Source organism: Streptomyces sp. NPDC047049, from assembly GCF_040643995.1.
Taxonomy (GTDB): Bacteria; Actinomycetota; Actinomycetes; order Streptomycetales; family Streptomycetaceae; genus Streptomyces; species Streptomyces mooreae.
The window spans coordinates 150762-168322 of the sequence record NZ_JBEYVM010000003.1 but is presented as its reverse complement, the minus strand read 5'-3'; the positions used below and the strand labels follow the sequence as shown (position 1 = coordinate 168322).

Annotated in this window: 17 protein-coding genes; 6 read left to right on the top strand and 11 right to left on the bottom strand. The window is 70.5% G+C overall.

Translation table 11 applies throughout. The annotated features are described in order from the left end of the window. Nucleotides 1–44: 44 nt before the first annotated feature. Nucleotides 45–884, top strand: coding sequence for a L,D-transpeptidase family protein (locus ABZ851_RS08675; protein ID WP_361124106.1), 840 nt, complete (start codon nt 45–47; stop codon nt 882–884). A gap of 252 nt (nt 885–1136) precedes the next feature. Here the strand turns inward: ABZ851_RS08675 and ABZ851_RS08670 are convergent, their stop codons facing one another. The 3 genes from ABZ851_RS08670 to ABZ851_RS08660 all read right to left on the bottom strand — a co-directional run bounded on the left by ABZ851_RS08670 (nt 1137) and on the right by ABZ851_RS08660 (nt 5549). Further along, the gene (locus ABZ851_RS08670) at nt 1137–2201 is read right to left on the bottom strand and encodes a hypothetical protein (protein WP_361124104.1); all 1065 of its coding nucleotides are present in this window, start codon (nt 2199–2201) and stop codon (nt 1137–1139) included. Beyond that, nucleotides 2201–3028 carry an RNA polymerase sigma factor gene (locus ABZ851_RS08665; protein WP_361124102.1) on the bottom strand — a complete coding sequence of 276 codons (828 nt, stop codon included), beginning with the start codon at nt 3026–3028 and terminating at the stop codon, nt 2201–2203. Before ABZ851_RS08665 ends, ABZ851_RS08670 begins: the two co-directional genes overlap by 1 nt. A gap of 808 nt (nt 3029–3836) precedes the next feature. After that, a complete protein-coding gene (locus ABZ851_RS08660) occupies nt 3837–5549 on the bottom strand; it encodes a glycoside hydrolase family 20 protein (RefSeq protein WP_361124100.1) in 1713 nt (570 codons plus the stop codon). Nucleotides 5550–6002: 453 nt separating this feature from the next. On the opposite strand from ABZ851_RS08660, the gene ABZ851_RS08655 reads away from it, so the two are divergent. The 5 genes from ABZ851_RS08655 to ABZ851_RS08635 all read left to right on the top strand — a co-directional run bounded on the left by ABZ851_RS08655 (nt 6003) and on the right by ABZ851_RS08635 (nt 10094). Next, nucleotides 6003–6479 carry a 2-oxo-4-hydroxy-4-carboxy-5-ureidoimidazoline decarboxylase gene (locus tag ABZ851_RS08655; RefSeq protein WP_361124906.1) on the top strand — a complete coding sequence of 159 codons (477 nt, stop codon included), beginning with the start codon at nt 6003–6005 and terminating at the stop codon, nt 6477–6479. 206 nt (nt 6480–6685) lie between these two features. Further along, nucleotides 6686–7066, top strand: coding sequence for a succinate dehydrogenase, cytochrome b556 subunit (sdhC, locus tag ABZ851_RS08650; protein ID WP_336050706.1), 381 nt, complete (start codon nt 6686–6688; stop codon nt 7064–7066). A 6-nt stretch (nt 7067–7072) separates the two neighbouring features. After that, nucleotides 7073–7546: a succinate dehydrogenase hydrophobic membrane anchor subunit gene (locus ABZ851_RS08645; protein ID WP_088799575.1), complete on the top strand. Its 474-nt coding sequence runs from the start codon at nt 7073–7075 to the stop codon at nt 7544–7546. A gap of 20 nt (nt 7547–7566) precedes the next feature. Further along, complete coding sequence (gene sdhA / locus ABZ851_RS08640) at nt 7567–9321, top strand: succinate dehydrogenase flavoprotein subunit (RefSeq protein WP_361124097.1); 1755 nt, start codon at nt 7567–7569, stop codon at nt 9319–9321. Further along, nucleotides 9321–10094, top strand: coding sequence for a succinate dehydrogenase iron-sulfur subunit (locus tag ABZ851_RS08635; protein WP_361124095.1), 774 nt, complete (start codon nt 9321–9323; stop codon nt 10092–10094). Before sdhA ends, ABZ851_RS08635 begins: the two co-directional genes overlap by 1 nt. A gap of 46 nt (nt 10095–10140) precedes the next feature. Here the strand turns inward: ABZ851_RS08635 and ABZ851_RS08630 are convergent, their stop codons facing one another. The 8 genes from ABZ851_RS08630 to ABZ851_RS08595 form a co-directional block, all read right to left on the bottom strand. Beyond that, nucleotides 10141–10962 (bottom strand): hypothetical protein, encoded by an 822-nt coding sequence (locus tag ABZ851_RS08630; RefSeq protein WP_361124093.1) that lies wholly within the window; start codon nt 10960–10962, stop codon nt 10141–10143. 183 nt (nt 10963–11145) lie between these two features. Next, the gene (locus ABZ851_RS08625) at nt 11146–11652 is read right to left on the bottom strand and encodes an FBP domain-containing protein (protein WP_361124091.1); all 507 of its coding nucleotides are present in this window, start codon (nt 11650–11652) and stop codon (nt 11146–11148) included. 141 nt (nt 11653–11793) lie between these two features. Further along, nucleotides 11794–12438 carry a hypothetical protein gene (locus ABZ851_RS08620; RefSeq protein ID WP_361124089.1) on the bottom strand — a complete coding sequence of 215 codons (645 nt, stop codon included), beginning with the start codon at nt 12436–12438 and terminating at the stop codon, nt 11794–11796. A 23-nt stretch (nt 12439–12461) separates the two neighbouring features. Next, nucleotides 12462–13646: a S8 family serine peptidase gene (locus ABZ851_RS08615; RefSeq protein WP_361124087.1), complete on the bottom strand. Its 1185-nt coding sequence runs from the start codon at nt 13644–13646 to the stop codon at nt 12462–12464. Nucleotides 13647–13760: 114 nt separating this feature from the next. Then, nucleotides 13761–15179, bottom strand: coding sequence for a hypothetical protein (locus ABZ851_RS08610; protein ID WP_361124085.1), 1419 nt, complete (start codon nt 15177–15179; stop codon nt 13761–13763). 55 nt (nt 15180–15234) lie between these two features. Beyond that, nucleotides 15235–15546 (bottom strand): hypothetical protein, encoded by a 312-nt coding sequence (locus ABZ851_RS08605; RefSeq protein ID WP_361124083.1) that lies wholly within the window; start codon nt 15544–15546, stop codon nt 15235–15237. A gap of 268 nt (nt 15547–15814) precedes the next feature. Then, nucleotides 15815–17239 carry a metallophosphoesterase gene (locus ABZ851_RS08600; protein ID WP_361124081.1) on the bottom strand — a complete coding sequence of 475 codons (1425 nt, stop codon included), beginning with the start codon at nt 17237–17239 and terminating at the stop codon, nt 15815–15817. Nucleotides 17240–17261: 22 nt separating this feature from the next. Beyond that, a complete protein-coding gene (locus ABZ851_RS08595; protein ID WP_093493509.1) occupies nt 17262–17552 on the bottom strand; it encodes an SCO4848 family membrane protein in 291 nt (96 codons plus the stop codon). Nucleotides 17553–17561 lie beyond the last annotated feature (9 nt).

The following is a 17561-nucleotide window of genomic DNA, read 5'->3' as shown; positions in this document are numbered from 1 at the left end:
GGTTGCGCATGCAGCGGAGCAGTGGAAGACGTACGGCGCCTGCGATGGCCGCGGTGCTGGTGGTGGCGGCCCTGGCGATGGGCTGCCGTCCGGTGACGGTCACCGGGGCCGGTTCGCCCCCCAGCGCGGGCGCCCGCTACGCCCCCACCTCCCCCGCTCCCCCGCCGCTCGGCCATCAGGCACCCCCCGCCCCGGACCGGCACGCCACCCCGCCGCGCCCCCACCGCACCGCCCACCACGCGCCGCCGGCCCACCGGCCGCTCATGGCAACCGGCTCCCGCGGCGCGCAGGTCCGCGAACTCCAGGCGAGGCTGGCCCAGCTGGGTCTCTTCGACCGATCCCCGACGGGCTACTACGCCTCGGTGACCGCGACCTCGGTCCGCGCCTTCCAGCAGCGGCAGGGCCTGCCCCGTACGGGCACCGTGCAGTCCACGGCCTGGAGGGCGCTGCGGTCCCGCACCCGCACGCCGTCGCACACCGAGCTCTACCCGCCGACCACGAGGCCGGCCGGCACCCCCGACCCACGCTGTATGACGGGCAGGGTGATCTGCATCAGCAAGCGGAGCAACACCCTCACCTGGATGGTCGACGGCCGGGTCGTCTCGGCGATGGATGTCCGCTTCGGCTCGCAGTACACCCCCACCCGCGAGGGCGTCTTCGCGCTCACCTTCAAGAGCCGCCATCACGTCTCGACGCTCTTCCACACGGCCATGCCGTACGCGATGTTCTTCAGCGGCGGCCAGGCCGTCCACTACTCCGCGGACTTCGCCGCCCGCGGCTACCGCGGCGCCTCACACGGCTGCGTCAACGTCCGCGACAAGACCAAGATCGCCGCCCTGTTCCACACAGCGAAGAGGGGCACCAAGGTGGTCGTCTTCCACTAGGGCCTTCAACTTCCCCACGGCCCAACCCAAATATCTCTGACCGAAGCGAAAATTGAGCAACCCCCACCCACGGATCCACCTCCGCGAGAGCGGCGCCGGTTTAGGCGCAAAGAGAGGGCGCGGGCAGGGCCGGGGGAACGTGCCCCGCCCGCGCCAGATGCGCTGAGCCGTAGGTACGGGGGGAACCCCGGCTCGTCGCGCAGCCGATGACCAGTCGGCTCACTCATTACTGCGCCACGGGTTCAAAAAACGTCACACCGGATCGTCGGCGGTTCCGCTGGGCGTGGCGTTGCCGGGGTCCGGGGCGGTTGCCGAGGGGTCGGGGGCCGGGGTGGACGTGCCGGAGCCGGGGGTGGCGGCGGGCGGCTGGGCGGGGTGCCCTTCGTCGTCCTCGTCGCCGCCCGTTCCGCCGCTGCTCTGGTCCGATCCGCCGGTGTCGCCGCCGACGCCGCCGACGAGCCCGTCGTCGCCCGAGCCACCGCCCGAGCCGCCGGTCTCGTACCGCGCCAGGTAGGCACGGCAGAAGGCATGCACCTTGTCCGGTCCGCCGGCCTTGCGTTCGAGGCTCCGCAGCGTGTCGCGGTCCATGGTGCCGCGCTTGCCGGACTCGTAGGTCCGGCAGAGGGTGAGCAGGAGATTCTTCGTGCCCCCACGGCCGGGGTCGGTCGCTGTGCCACCGGGCTTGCCGGGGCCGCGTCCCGTGCCGCCGCTCGGAGTGCCGCCGGGTCTCCCGCCGGCGCCGGGGCTGGCGCCGGGTGTGGGGGTGCCGGAGGACCGGGAGTCCGGCCGGCCCGGGGTGGCATCGGGGGTCTGCGCCGTGGTGCCGTCGGTCTGGGCGCCGGGTTCGCCGGTGCGGAACGGCCGGGGGGTTTCCGCGGCCGAGACGCTGGAGGCGGGTGCCGGGTCGCCGCCCCGGAAGGGGCTGGGCAGGACGCCGGTACCGGCCGCGACGGCGACGCCGCCGATGGCGCAGGCCGCGAGGGCCACGGCGAAGCCGCGCCGGAAGGGGCGGCCGAGCCGGGTGCGTTCGGTGAGGTCTGCGGTGTGGGCGGTGCGCACGCCGTCCGGGAACGGGTCGGCGGCGGTGCGTTGGCGGGCGCCGGAGCCGCGGTGGGCGGCCTGGCGGAAGGCGGCGACGGCCGCGTCCTCACCGGGCAGCTGCGCGGTTTCGGGTGTCCTGGCGGCGACCGCGGCGGCGGCCTCCAGGAGCTGTTCGAGTTCACGTGCACCGTCGCCGTGCCGGGCACTGACCGCTTCACCGCGCAGCAACTGCTCCGCGGTGTCCTTGTCGAGCCAGTTGTACCGGTCGTCGGCCATCACATGTCCTTCTGCGTTCGTGCGGCCGTTTCCGTCACACCCGGTACGTACGATTCCGCCACGCCGTCGCGGCGTCTTCTGCCCTGTACGGGCACTCCGTTCATTGTCCCGCCACCTCCGGGCGGGCCCGGCGCGGGTGGTCGCGAGGGGGATTCTTCCCCCTGGCCGGCGCCGTCTTCCCCGCCGCCCCGGCCACTGCCCTGACGTCCTTCCCGGGGTCCGCCACGGCGTCCGTCCCGTGGTCCGTCCTGGATCCGGTCCGGCTCGTCGCCGATCAGCTCGGCGAGCCGCCGCAGTCCGCGGTGGGCGGCGGTGCGCACCGCGCCGGGCCGCTTGCCGAGCACCTGCGCGGCGTTCTTGGCGTCGAGTCCGACCACCACCCGGAGCACCACCGCCTCGGCCTGGTCCTGCGGCAGCCCGGCTATCAGCCGCATGGCGCGGCCGGTGCCCAGCGCTTCAAGTGCCTCGCCCGCGGTGTCGGACGCGCCGGGGGTGTCGGCCAGCTCGCTCTCGTCGCCGCCGATCGCCGGGCGCCGGCCGCGCATCCTGATGTGGTCGAGGGCGCGGTTGCGGGCGATACGGGCGGCCCAGCCGCGGAACCGGTCGGCGTCGCCGCTGAAGCGGGAGAGGTCGCGGGTGATCTGGAGCCAGGCCTCGGACGTGACGTCCTCCACGTCCGGTTCGCCCACCAAGGTCCGTACATATCCCAGCAATCGGGGATGTACGGCGCGGTAGACGGTACGGAACGCCGCCTCGTCGCCACCCTGTGCCGCTTGCACGGCCGCCGTCAGCCGACGGTCGTCCGGCTGAATGTCGTCCCCTCGCACGGGTCCATCCTGTCGCACGCGGAATGTCCGCCGCCCGGTCCTTGCTGCATTACTGCTTCGCTCGCCGTACCACCGGCCTTGCTTCCCCGTTCCGGCGTCGTTCGAGCGGGCGGCGCCCGTCCGTACGGTGCCGGAGCCGGGGCGGGCCACCGCGGGCCGCCGGCCGCGGCAGGCCGGAAACCGCTGGTAACCCTGATGTTCCCGCAGACCGTATCCCGTATGGGCGAACGATCCGAACCCGGGACGGGCGCGCCGGCCCCCGCGGCGGAGCCGTTCAGCGCAGGACACCGAGCGTCCGGCACCCCGGAGACGCGCACGCGCGAACCCCTCGAAAGCGCCCGGAACGGACTCCCGGAAACTCCCGGAACCGGCCCCCCGGAAACTCCCGGGACGGAGCCCCCGGGACCCCTGGGAATTCCCCGGGACGCCCCCTCGGGACTCCCCGGAGGGGCGGCCTTTTCCAGCCACGCCCAACGGCTCGGCACTGTGCGCGACCGGCGCGGAACCGCACGTTACGGGCCTGTTCCACCCCGCGTCCAGACCACCGCCACCCCTGCGCCCGGACCACCACCGCCCCTGCGCCCGCCCCCTCGCCGACGCCTCGCCCGCCCGGATCCGGACCACGAGCCGTACCCCTCCCCGTACCCCGTGTGACGCTTTCGCGCCGTCTGGCGCTGTACCGGATAGAGGGCCGTCACAGGCTCTTCGCGAACGACGGCCGGGGCCTCTCCTGTGGGGGGTGGCGGCCCCGGCCGTCCTCGCTTTCTCTCACCCGTTTCTTACCGGGTCCGCTCCCGCGACCGGCCTCTCACACCCGGCCGGCCAGCGCCTTGAACTCCGCCCAGGACAGGGCCGGCGTCCGCGGGTCCCAGGTCTTCTGCGCCAGTGCCGCCAGCGGCAGCCGGATCCCGGCCGCCACCTGCTGCGCCGTCTGCGCCTGCGCCCGGTCGCACCAGATCGCGAAGCGCGCCCCGGGGATGCGGTCCGGGCCCGTCATGTTCGCGGACACCGCCACCGGCCGGCTGCCGCGGAGGACCATCGGCGTCCAGCTCTGGTAGATCCGCTGGCCGGTCGGATAGGTGAACTGGTTGGGCTCACCGAGCACGTAGTAGAGGAACGCGTCGTTGAAGTTCATGACGTTGCGGCCCTCGTGGAGGTATTCCGCGGGGTCGCGCTTGCCGGCCTCCGTGCCGGTCCAGTAGTCGACCATCCGGCTCTTGGGCGCGCTCACGACGCCGCCGGCGAAGAAACCGTCGTTCCAGGCCTCGATGCGGTTCTTGCCCTTGGCCTCCACGGTCTTCTGCCGGTCGTTGAGCCAGCCGGTCGTCAGGTCCTCGATGGTGCCGCGGGACCCGTACTTCTGCCGGGCCGCCTTCGCGAGCTGCGGGTACTTGGTGGCGGGGGAGGACGACATCAGCGCCTGGTACTCGTCGCCGCCCAGGTGCCAGTACGCCGGGGCGCCCTTGGGGTTGGTGAAGAGCTCGCTCATCTCCTTCAGCAGCGAGTCGATCAGCGGGGCGGACTTGGGGTTGGAGATGTCGATCGCCCCGGGAATCACCCGGCCCTGGACGTTGCGCAGTTGCAGGGCGGGATAGTGGGCCAGCACGGCGCCCAGGTGGCCCGGCGAGTCCAGCTCCGGGACCACGGAGATGTGCAGGGTGCGCGCGAGCGCGATGATCTGGCGGACCTGGGCCTTGGTGAGGTGGTCGGCGGAGACGATCTCGGGGTGGGTGTCGCTCTGGATGCGGAAGCCCTGGTCGTCGGAGAAGTGCAGCTGGAACTGGTTGAGCTTGAGGTCGGCGATCTCCCGCAGCCGGTCCTCGATCCAGTTCTGGCTGAACGGCTTGCGGGCGTTGTCCAGCGACATTCCGCGCTGCGGGCGGTCGGGACGGTCCTCGATGGTGCCCTCGGGAAGTCCGCCGGCGGCGTGTACGGCCTGTTTGACGGTGCGGGTGCCGTAGAAAATTCCGGCGTCGGTGGGGGCCGTGAGAGTGAGCTTGGTCCCGGCGGCCTTGAGGGTGTAGGCCTCGTCGGCGGCGCTCTCGACGGGGACGTTGTTGTCGGTGTTCTTGCCCGTCCGCTTCACCTCGACATCGCCGGGCCGTACCTCCTGGTCGCCGTAGACGAGGCCGAGGCCGAGGTCGTTGGCCATCCGCTGGGCCTCGTCGGCGACATTGCTCTTCTCGCCGGCCGGTACCACCACCCGGGCACCCTTGGACGGGCGCCAGCCGCGCCCTTCGGCCTGGTGGAATTCCCGGACGGCGGGGATGACCTGTGGTTTTCCGGTCACCGGTGCCCACGTCGGGGTGGCGGCGGGCGAGGGGTTCACCTTGGCGCTGGTGCTCCCGGGCGCCTCGGTGTCGGCGGTGCCGGAACAGCCGGAGAGCAGCAGCGCACCGGCGAGGGCCGCGGCCGACAGCGCGGGCCGGGCCGCCGGGCCCCTCCGCGCCCTGGACCTCGTCAGGGGGCGCAGCAAGGCCGAGGGCCGCGGGGCGCGCGGCGGCCGCATCGGATTCGACATCGTGCAATCCTCACTTTTCGGGGCGAAGGCATTGCCAGGTGCGTGGAGCCGGTCGTCCACCGAACGCGCGAAAGCTCTCTCATCCGGGTGAAATTCGCGCATCCTTCGGACAGCGAACGACAAGCGTCGTTAGCGTGGCGGTTCCAGTCGTCACCCCCTTCACAGGGCCCTCCCGGAACCACCGGATACCGCCGGGGTGTCGTGATCCACACGCAACCACCGTCACATCCACCGCCGCTTCGCGTCCCGGCTTCGGTCCGCTTCCCCCAGCTTCCTTCAGTCGCCCGTCCCGCACCCGTCGAAGAGATCCATTCGCATCCGTCCGAGGAGCCCACGCTGTCCGGTGACACCCCGGCCGCCCGGCCGGCGACGCTGCGTCCTGTGCAGCCCCCGCGGTGGGGCATATCGTCACGGGCCCCCGGCTCCGCCCTGCCCCGCCCCCGCCGGGAGGACATCGGGCTCGGCCGCTTCAACGCCCTCAGCCGTGCCGACACCCTGACCGCGCTCCTGCGCTGCTGCGGCAGCCGCCGCTGGGCCGAGCGGGTGGCCGCGCACCGCCCGTACCCGGATCCGGAGTCCCTGCTCGCCGCCTCCGACGAGGCCTGTTACGACCTGACGGCGGCGGAGCTGGACGAGGCGCTTGCCGAGGAGTCGCTTTCCCCGCAGCCGCTCGTCGGCGCCCGCGGGCCCGGCACCCTCGCCGCCCACACCGCGCTGCGCGCCGCCCACGCCGAGTACGAGCGGCGGTTCCGTCATGTCTTCGTCATCTGCCTGGACGGCTACCGCGACGAGGAACTGCTCGACCAGGTGCTGTCCGGCATCCGCACCCGGCTGGGCAACGAGCCGGACGAGGAGCGGACGATCGCCGCGGAGGAGCTGCGCCGGCTGGCCCGCGGCCGGCTGATCCGGCTGATGAGCTCCGAGCCGTGATGAATCGGGACGCTTGACCGGGAAAGTTCCGGTTCGTTCTGGTGTGATAGCCCGTTGGTGCCTGTTTGATCACACCTGAGGACCCCCGCGCGAGGAACCGACAGCTCGTCGATACGATGACGAGCGGCCGGTGGACCATACCCGGCCGGGCCCGACCGACAGAGAAGCCGGCGCGGCCCTAGTCCCCGCTCCCGGAGGGTTCTTCCGTGCCGGCTGGAACGCTGTACCGCGGCCGGGAAGGCATGTGGTCCTGGGTGGCTCACCGAGTCACCGGCGTCCTCATTTTCTTCTTCCTGTTCGTACACGTCCTCGACACCGCTCTCGTACGCGTCTCCCCTGAGGCGTACGACGACGTCGTTGCGACATACAAGACGCCGATCGTCAACGTGATGGAGTACGGCCTGGTGGCCGCCATCCTCTTCCACGCGCTCAACGGCCTGCGGGTCATCGCCGTGGACTTCTGGTCGAAGGGCCCGAAGTACCAGAAGCAGATGCTGTGGACGGTCGTCGGTGTCTGGGTCGTACTGATGGCCGGTGCCTTCTACCCCGTGCTGCAGCACACCCTGCGCACGCTGTTCGGGAGCTGACGCGAGATGTCTGCTGAAACCACCTCCGCAGAGGCGACCGACGGCGCCTCGCTCTACGACGTGGACCACCCGGCGCCGGTCATCGAGGCGCCGCGCAAGCGCACGAAGAAGACCGGGAGTGCCTCCCGCGGCAACTTCGAGATGCAGGCCTGGCTGTTCATGCGGCTGTCCGGCATCGTGCTGGTCGTCCTGGTGCTGGGCCACCTGCTGATCCAGCTGGTCCTCGACGGCGGCGTCTCCAAGATCGGCTTCGCGTTCGTGGCCGGCCGCTGGGCCTCGCCGTTCTGGCAGGTCTGGGACCTGCTGATGCTGTGGCTGGCCATGCTGCACGGCGCCAACGGCCTGCGCACGGTCATCAACGACTACGCGCAGCGGGACAACACCCGCTTCTGGCTGAAGATGCTGCTGTACACCGCGACGGTCTTCACCGTCCTTCTGGGCACGCTGGTGATCTTCACCTTCGACCCGAACATCTCCTGAAGCCGGGGCTGACTGGAACCATGCAGATCCACAAGTACGACACCGTCATCGTCGGCGCCGGTGGCGCGGGCATGCGCGCGGCCATCGAGTCGACCAAGCGCAGCCGCACCGCGGTCCTGACGAAGCTCTACCCGACCCGCTCCCACACCGGCGCCGCCCAGGGTGGTATGGCTGCCGCCCTCGCCAACGTCGAGGAAGACAACTGGGAGTGGCACACCTTCGACACGATCAAGGGCGGCGACTACCTGGTCGACCAGGACGCCGCCGAGATCCTGGCGAAGGAGGCCATCGACTCGGTCCTCGACCTGGAGAAGATGGGCCTGCCGTTCAACCGCACGCCGGACGGCACGATCGACCAGCGCCGCTTCGGCGGTCACTCCCGTAACCACGGTGAGGCCCCGGTCCGCCGGTCCTGCTACGCCTCGGACCGCACCGGCCACATGATCCTCCAGACGCTGTACCAGAACTGCGTCAAGGAGGGCGTGGAGTTCTTCAACGAGTTCTACGTGCTCGACCTGCTGCTCCAGGACGTCGACGGCGTCAAGAAGTCCGCGGGCGTCGTGGCGTACGAGCTGGCCACCGGCGAGGTGCACGTCTTCCAGGCGAAGTCGATCATCTTCGCTTCCGGCGGCACCGGCAAGTTCTTCAAGGTGACCTCCAACGCGCACACCCTGACCGGTGACGGCCAGGCCGCGGCCTACCGCCGCGGGCTGCCGCTGGAGGACATGGAGTTCTTCCAGTTCCACCCGACGGGCATCTGGCGCATGGGCATCCTGCTGACGGAGGGCGCCCGTGGTGAGGGCGGCATCCTCCGCAACAAGGACGGCGAGCGCTTCATGGAGAAGTACGCGCCCGTCATGAAGGACCTCGCCTCGCGTGACGTCGTCTCGCGCTCCATCTACACGGAGATCCGCGAGGGCCGCGGCTGCGGTCCGGACGGCGACCACGTCTACCTGGACCTGACCCACCTGCCGCCGGAGCAGCTGGACGCCAAGCTCCCGGACATCACCGAGTTCGCGCGGACCTACCTCGGTATCGAGCCCTACACGGACCCGATCCCGATCCAGCCGACCGCGCACTACGCCATGGGCGGCATCCCGACCAACGTCGAGGGTGAGGTGCTGGCCGACAACACCACCGTCGTGCCGGGCCTGTACGCCGCCGGCGAGGTCGCCTGTGTCTCCGTGCACGGCGCCAACCGCCTGGGCACCAACTCGCTCCTGGACATCAACGTCTTCGGGCGCCGGGCCGGCATCGCGGCGGCGGAGTACTCGGCCACGGCCGACTTCGTCGAGCTCCCCGAGGACCCGGCGAAGCAGGTCATCGACCAGGTCGAGCGGCTGCGCAACGCCAACGGCACCGAGCGGGTCACCGAGATCCGCAAGGAGCTGCAGGAGTGCATGGACGCCAATGTGATGGTGTTCCGCACCGAGCAGACGATCAAGACCGCGGTCGAGAAGATCGGCGAGCTGCGCAAGCGCTACCTGAACGTGTCCGTCCAGGACAAGGGCAAGCGGTTCAACACCGACCTGCTGGAGGCCATCGAGCTGGGCAACCTGCTCGACCTGGCCGAGGTCATGGCGGTGTCGGCGCTGGCCCGCAAGGAGTCCCGCGGCGGTCACTACCGCGAGGACTACCCCAACCGCGACGACGTCAACTTCATGCGGCACACCATGGCGTACCGCGAGGTGGGCGCAGACGGCGCAGAGTCGATCCGCCTCGACTACAAGCCGGTCGTGCAGACCCGCTACCAGCCGATGGAGCGTAAGTACTGATGAGCACCCCGACTCTCGACAAGAACTCCGCGGCCCTGGACGCGGCCGAGGACGGCGCTTCGCACCTGATCACGGTCACCTTCCGGATCCGCCGGTTCAACCCGGAGGTCTCGGAGGACGCCAACTGGGAAGACTTCCAGCTGGAGATCGACCCCAAGGAGCGCGTCCTGGACGCCCTCCACAAGATCAAGTGGGAGCTCGACGGGACGCTGACCTTCCGTCGTTCCTGCGCCCACGGCATCTGCGGCTCGGACGCCATGCGCATCAACGGCCGCAACCGTCTCGCCTGCAAGACGCTGATCAAGGACATCAACCCGGAGAAGCCGATCACGGTCGAGGCCATCAAGGGCCTCACGGTGATGAAGGACCTTGTCGTCGACATGGAGCCCTTCTTCCAGGCGTACCGGGACGTGATGCCCTTCCTCATCACGACCGGCAACGAGCCGACCCGTGAGCGGCGTCAGTCCGCCGAGGACCGCGAGCGCTTCGACGACACGACGAAGTGCATCCTCTGCGCCGCCTGCACCAGCTCCTGCCCGGTGTTCTGGAACGACGGCCAGTACTTCGGCCCGGCGGCGATCGTCAACGCGCACCGCTTCATCTTCGACTCGCGTGACGAGGGGGGCGAGCAGCGGCTCGAAATCCTCAACGACAAGGACGGCGTCTGGCGCTGCCGGACGACCTTCAACTGCACGGACGCCTGCCCGCGCGGTATCGAGGTCACCAAGGCCATCCAGGAAGTCAAGCGCGCGCTGATCACCCGTCGCTTCTGACGGCAGCGGGGAACCGCTCAGCGACTGGCGGGAGACCGCTCAGCGCTCAGCGCCTGGCGGCGGTCCGGGTTTTGGCCCGGCCGCCGAACAGCGCCGGCACGTCCCGAAGGGCCTCGCCTCCGTATCCCCGGAGGCGGGGCCCTTCGGCCTGTCCGCCCGCCGTCTCCCGCGCCGGCGCCGGGTACACGAGCACCGGCGGCAGCGCCTCGTCCACCAGCGCCAGCGGATGGTCACAGCAGAAGTACGAGGGGACGAAGACCAGGCCCCGTCCCCGCAGGTGCAGCTCCCGCTCCACCGGATAGCCGACCTCCAGCACCGGCGGCCGCCAGCGCATCGGTGCCCCGAACGTCCGCAGCATCGCCTCCACCCCGGACTGCGCCAGCACCTGCTTGCGCCACTCCCGGTCCGCGCCGACCCGCCCGGCGATCCGCGGCCAGGACGGCGCCACCGCCAGGTGGTGGTACGTCCGCAGGCTGCGCGCGAGCTGCCGCAGTGCGGCCGGCTCCCCCTCGCCGATGCCGCGCGCCCACCCCGGCAGGGCCCGGTGCCCCGACAGCCGGGTCAGCTCGGTCCGCAGCCGCCGGCGCGGGGTGCTCATCACGGCCTCCAGACCGGACTCGATCCCGTACTGGGACGCGGCCGGAGTGAGGAAGTCCGGAAAGTACCCATGGAGCGGGACCAGCGCGAACAGCGTCCGCAGCGGCCCCGGCCCGTGCCGTACGGCGTGCTGCCGCCAGGCCGCCAGCGCCGGATCGGTCCGGTCCTCCCGCAGGCTGTGCAGGCTCAGCACCGTCTCCCAGAGCGGGTCGGCACCGTCGGCCACTCGCGTACGCACCAGATCCTGCGCGGTGAAGTGCACTCGCAGCACATCGCCCCCCTGCCTTTGCGCCGCTGTGCTCACGGCGTGGACACGAGGATCTGTCCGAAGGGTGGATTGCCGCAACCGAAACCCACGGGTAGCATCCGGCGGCCGCCGGAACTCCGCAACTCGACTGCTGCCGTGGCGAGTTGGGCTGTTGAGCTGTTGGCTGTTGAGCTGTTGAGCTGTCCCCTACTGCTCGCCCTCCAGGACCTTGTCCAGGAAGGCGTCCAGGTTCCGTACGGTACGGGCGATCCGCTCCTCCAGCGGCAGCGTCTCCTCGTGCCGCCCGGCGAGCTGGGACCGCTTGCGCCCCCGGACGTAGAGGGAGCAGGCAAGGTCGGCGCACAGATACGTCCCGACGGTGTTGCCCTGCCGCCCCAGGGGACCGGCCCGGCGCGCGGCCAGCAGGCTGACCCCGGACCCCGGATGCCCGGTCACACAGACCGAGCACACCGTCGTCTTCGTAAAGCTCCGCCGTACGCCCTGCGGCACCCGCAGCGTCACCCCGACGATCCCCTCGCCCCGCGGCGCCACCAGATAACTCCGGTCCGGCGCCCCCGGATCGCGCCACCCCAGGAAGTCCAGCTCCCCCCAAGGAAGTTCGACCAGCCCCACCGGCAGATGGATCCTGCTCGCCTCCCCCTTCGAGCAGTTGACGAACGAGGCGCGTATTGCTTTTTCACTTACGGGGTCCATGGGGGCTGAAGTTAACAGCGGGCCATGGGGGGCGTCGCCCGATTTACCTCCGGGCGAGACGGAACGGGGCGGGACGGGACGGGAAATGCGCTGCCCGGGCGGCTGCCCCGGTCCGGCCTCGGGGCCGGCTTCAGTGCCGCCTCACGCTCCCCGCCTCATCATCCACGACCGGTTGGTCATCCGGTGCAGCCCGGCCTGATGGGCCCTTGCGATCCGCTGCGCGCCGGCCTCCTCCCGCCGCCGCGCGGTCTTGTCCCAGTCCGCCGGCTTCAGAAACAGCATCGCGTTGCTCCCCGGCACCACCAGAACACCCCCGAAGGGCAGGTCACCCGCCAACCACGCGCCTTCTTCCGCCGCTTCGGGCCAACGCCGACGCCCCGCCGCGTTGACCGCCAGCATCAGCGGCGCCCCGTGCTGCCCTCGCGTCGTCACACGGATGTGGTGGACATCGCCGTACTCGGTCCACTTCGCACGCTTCATGACCACCCGGGGACGGAACTCCAGCGGGTAGTGACGGAGCACTTTCTCGCACTGGGAGACACGGATCCCGTAAACGGCGCGCCACACCGTCATGATGAGTACGCCCACACCGACAGGAATGGGCAGAGCGAGCAAGAACGAATCAGCCCCCGTCACGCGTTGCAGCGCCACTGAGACTGCCACAAGACCCACACCGATCAGCAAACGCACGGTCATGAGCCGTGCCAGCGCAAGGCGGTTGGCTTTCAGCACCTGCGCGATGTCCGGAGCGTCCCGCAGCTCCGGACTGCGCGGCTCGTACGCCATGGGGTTCTCTTCCGGCAGGCGGCTCAGCCCCAGCTCTGGCTTCCGGCGCCCTTGCGGCGACGGACTGCCACGACGATGGCGACGACGGCACCGACGACCACCAGGACACCGAGGCCGATGCCGCCGTAGAGCAGGGCCCGCTGCATCGCCGCCTTGCCGCCCATCGGGGGGTTGGCGTCGGGCTTGCCCGCGTCCAGCTGCGAGGACGCCTTGCCCTTCGGCATCGGCAGCGGCCCCTCCTTGGAGCCCTCGGGGATGTCCTTCCGCAGGGCGGGGCCGGGCTGGATGAAGCCGTAGCCGTAGTGCGCGTCCGGGAGCTTGAGGCCCTTCTGGTCCTTGGGCAGACCGGCCGTCTTCACCAGCCGGTTGGCGATCTGGCCGGGAGTGAGGTCGGGGTACTTCTCCTTGAGGAGGGCGGCTGCGGCGGAGACGTAGGCGGCGGCCTGGGAGCTGCCTTTCGAGGTCCGGTAGCCCGCGTCGCTCTTGCCATCCGCAACCGGGGTATTCACCCCTGGTGCGAGGAGGTCGGTGTCGGAGTTGTAGTTGTTGAACTCGGCGGACTTGCCGTACTGATCAACCGCACCGACGCCGATCACTCCGGGGCAGGCCGCCGGAAATGTCCTGTCCGTCGCGGCCTCGTTGCCCACTGAGGCCACGACCACTACGCCCTTCGAGAGGGCGTAGTTGATGGAGCTGCACTGATCGCCGCCCTCCATCCCGTCGTAGGACATGTTCAGGACGCCGGCACCGTGGTCCACGGCCCAACGGGTAGCCTGACCGCTCTTACCGAACACCGGCACAGGGAGGATCTTGGCGCCAGGCGCCAGACCTTTGACGCCGTCGGAGCCACCCGGGCCATGGCCGTGCGCCGCGACGATCGACGCCATGGCGGTGCCATGCTCGCGAACGTCCGTTTCGCCTTCCCTGAGGTTTTTCGCGGCTTCAGCCTCAGCTTCCTTGCCGAAGTCCGGCTCCGGCAGAAACTGTCCCTTCAGGTCCTGATGGGTCTTGCGGAAACCGCTGTCCAGGATGGCCACCGTTACGCCCTTGCCGGTGGCTTCCTTCCACAGCTGCTCGGCCCCGAACGCCTCCAACGGCCACTGATCTTTGCGTGTTTGATCTGCGGAGGCGGTACCGCCCGCGGTGATGAGCAGCGCGCCGGTCAACGCGGCACCCACCGTCGCGCGCAGTGTTCGGGTGACCCTCATGCTTGCTCCTTCTCGCTGTGCTGTCCGGGCGGCAGTGTTCCATCAGAAGAGAAGCCCCGCACCCTCGGGCGCGGGGCCACTCCTTACCGGCCGCCGTACGACGGTGGCGGTGTCCTACTCGATGACGCGGGGCGCCACATTGCGTTGCGGCGTCCAGGTCTCTTCGTCCTCGATCAGGTAGTCGGGGCGCTGACCGGTGGTGCGCTCCTTGCCCTTCTTGTCCTTGGCTCCAGCGGCACCCATGCCCGCCTGCTGGCCACCACGGCTGCGGTGCAGACCCGCGCCGCCCTGCTTGGCGCCGCCGGCCGGGCTACCCGGCTTGCCCGCCATTCCGCCACGCGTACGCGCCTGCGCACCGCTGCGTCCGGCCATGCCGGCCTTGCCGCCCTTGGCGCCGCCTGCGCCACCCGCGCCCGGCATGCCTCCACGCATACCTCCGGCGCCAGACATCCCTCGTCCGCCACCGGACCGCATGGCGCCGCCCGGCATTCCGATGGGGCCCGGCGGCATCGCGCCGCCCGAACCGCCGCCCGGGCCGGGGACCGCGCCATGCCCGCCACCGGGCAGGCCACCGCTGTGGCCACCGGAAACCGGCGGCGGGGTCATGGTGCCGCCCTGCAGGCCGTCGAGCCCGGTGTGGACCGGGAGGTCCGGCCGGCTGACCTTGGGGCCGTCGAACCCGGGCGGCACCGCTCCACCACCCGCACCATGGGGGTGGTGCGGTGTCACCGACGACGGATCCGGGTGGTGCCTGTCGGCCGTGTCAGGCATCCGCACCGGGGGCGGGTGTGGGGTGTTCGACGGCTCCCTCGGCCAATCGCCATTGAGGTCATCGTCGTACTCTTCCCAGCCGTGGGAGCGGTAGGTGTAGTGATTCGCCAGCTCATCCATCACGACGACCGCCTCGACCTGGCGCTCCTTGCTCAGGGACAGCTTGTCCCGGTTGAGCTCCAGCGCCTGGCGGGCGTCCATCTTCGGGTTCGCCATGTCCCGGTGGAACTGGGCGTCGTCGCCACTGTCGTCCGTGAAGCTGTCCCAGTTGCCCGGGTCGTGGATCTTCGACATGGCTTCCATCGCCTGGCGAAGGTTGTGGGCAAGACCCACCTCCCGGCCCGATTCACGCGAGCCGATCAACGACGCCTCGGCCTTCCGGGCATGCCGGTACGTCCGGTCGATCTTGCCGAGCACCTTGACGGCTTCCGTGCGGAACGCGTCGGCCGCCGAGCCCTCCCAGTGCGCCGTCGCATGATCGACGGCATCCATGAACTTCTTACGGATGCCGCCGTGACCATCGTGGCCGCCGAGCAGATCGGCGGAGTTGCGCCAGTGATCACCGGCGGACTCAAGCGTCTCCGGCTTGGCGTTCTCGATCATCTTGCGGAGCGCGTCGATGCCGTGGTGGTGGAAGTCGGAAGGAGAGTGCGGGGTCAGTCGCTCACCCTGGAACGACTTCAGCTTGTTCGCCCGCTCCCCCTCCTCCCGCTGCCTCTCACTCGTCTCAGCGCTCTCGCGCTCCTCCATGGCGCTAACCACAGCGGCCCCCCTTCATCGTCATCCTCTCGTCCTCAACCCTGCACCACCGTGGAGGTCAGCCGTTCATCGAGGCCTTGGTCTCGTGCTCCTGGTCCTCGTAGGCACCGCGGCTCGCCTCTGTCTTCTCGCCGAAGTTGTGGGTGAGGTCGTGGAGTGCCTTGATGACGTCCTTCAGATACGTCTGCATGCGGTCATGGGCGCGGGAGACTTCCTCCGCCTCGCCGAAGTTGATACCGAACGCCGTCTTCGGGATGTTCGTGCCGTACTCGGCCTTCTGGCTGGTCTCCGCCATATCGCCCTGAAGGCTCCTGAGTTGGCGGACGACGCTGTCCAGCTCGTCGAGATCAACCTTGTAGTGCTTGCCCATGACCACTCTCCCCGTTATGCGCACGCCCGGCCGGCCCCGTCATCCCACTCGCGCCGTCCGTTCCGGCGCCGCCACGGCGAGGGCCGACGGGCAGCGTAAAGTCAATAAAGGTTAAGGAGTTGGCGACCGAAATAGCAAGATCGTAAGTCGTGATCTGTCCGATTCCGGGCGGAATGCGACCGCACTTTGTAGACGGTCCGTTATCCAATACCCGAACGGCGGCCCGCCCACCCCTTCCGGATCACCCCATGGGCACCCCGGTCCCGAACTATGCCTGTGTCGATGCGAGTTCGACGACCGTGACATCCGGTGGTGCCCCCACCCGGACCGGTGGGCCCCAGGCGCCCGCACCGCGGGTGACGTAGAGCTGGGTGTCGCCGTAGCGCTCCAGGCCGGCGACGGTGGGGTTGGTGGCGTCGGCGACGTAGGTGAAGGGCCACAGCTGGCCGCCGTGGGTGTGGCCGGAGAGCTGGAGGTCCACGCCGAACCGTACGGTGTCGTGGATGGTGACCGGCTGGTGGGCCATCAGGACGACGGCGCGGGAGGGGTCGCGTCCGCTCAGTGCCAGGTCGTAGTCCGGGCCGGCGTGTTCGGTCTGACCCGCGAGGTCGTTGACGCCCGCGAGATCGAAGCCGGGCAATTCCGTACGGGCATTTTCCAGGGGATGTACGCCCAATTCACGTACGTGGTCGACCCATTGGGCCGCGCCGGAGTAATACTCGTGATTTCCCGTGACGAAATATGACCCGAATCGAGAGCGCAGTCCGCGCAGCGGTTCCGCGGCCGGGGCGAGGTCCGCGACGCTCCCGTCGACCAGGTCGCCGACGATGGCCACCAGGTCGGGGTCGGTGCGGTTGATGACCTCGACGATCCGCCGGGTGTGGGCGCGGCCGAGGATCGGGCCCAGGTGGATATCGCTGACGACGGCGATCCGGAATCCATGGGCGGCGCGGGGCAGTTTGGTCAGGGGGATGGTGACGCGCTTCACGGCCGGGCCGCGGAGGGTGGTCACGGTGCCGTAGCCGACGGTGGCCGTGGCGGCGAGGGTGGCGCCGGCGGCGACCGCCCGGGCGAGGAAGAGCCGGCGCGGCGGCACGGCGAGCGGCGGCAGGGCGTGGGTGCCGGGCGGCAGGAGCGTCGGCGCCGAGGGCGGGGAGGGGGCGGGGGACGGAGGGAGGGGCGGGGAGACAGCCGATGGCGTTCCCGCGGGTGATGGTGTCCCGGCGTCTGGCGGGGCCGCCGCGCCCGGCTGAGCTCCCGCGCCCGACCGCGTCCCGGCGTTAGACGGCGCCCCCGCACCCGGCTGAACCCCGCCGCGCGACCCCGTCCCCGCGTCCGACGGCGCCCCGGCGTCCTCCCCCGTCCCCCCGCCCGCCCCCTCATCGCCGAGTACCCGGAGCCCCGCCGCGCGGACCGCCTCCCCGACCAGCAGGGCCAGTGTGAGATAGAGCACCAGTGCCAGCCAGAGGAAGCCGGGCCAGGCGAGTGCCTGCTGGAGGGGGAAGGGGGCGCCGGCGCGGGCGGCCAGCAGGGCGGCGAGGGCGGTCAGGGGGAGGGCGAAGGCGGCGGCGGTGCCTGCCCGGCGGGGGCGGGTGTGCGGTGTGGTGGTGTCGCGGACGAGCCGGCACCACAAGTAGCGGTGCACGCCGAAGAACAGTCCGAGGACCGGGACCACGATCAGGGCGAAGATCACGGCGGCTGCCCGTGCCCGTGGGTCAGGCGGCGGACGAGGTGGGGGCGGAGGGCTGGTCGGGCGTGCCCTGTGCGGCCTCGCGGCGCAGGGCCCGTACGCCGCGGAACCCGATCACTCCGATCGCCGTCCCCAAAAGAAAGGAAGCCACCGCGAGCAGCAGATGCACCCAGAAGTAGGCCGTCGGGTCACCCGCGGCGTCGAAGGCGAGACCGCTCCCGTCCTTCCAGAGGTTTTTGACGAAAGTGATCCAGATGAACCAGCTCCACACCCCGAAGGCGAGCAGGAACCAGGACACGGGGCGAGAGAGCTTCATACCTCCCAG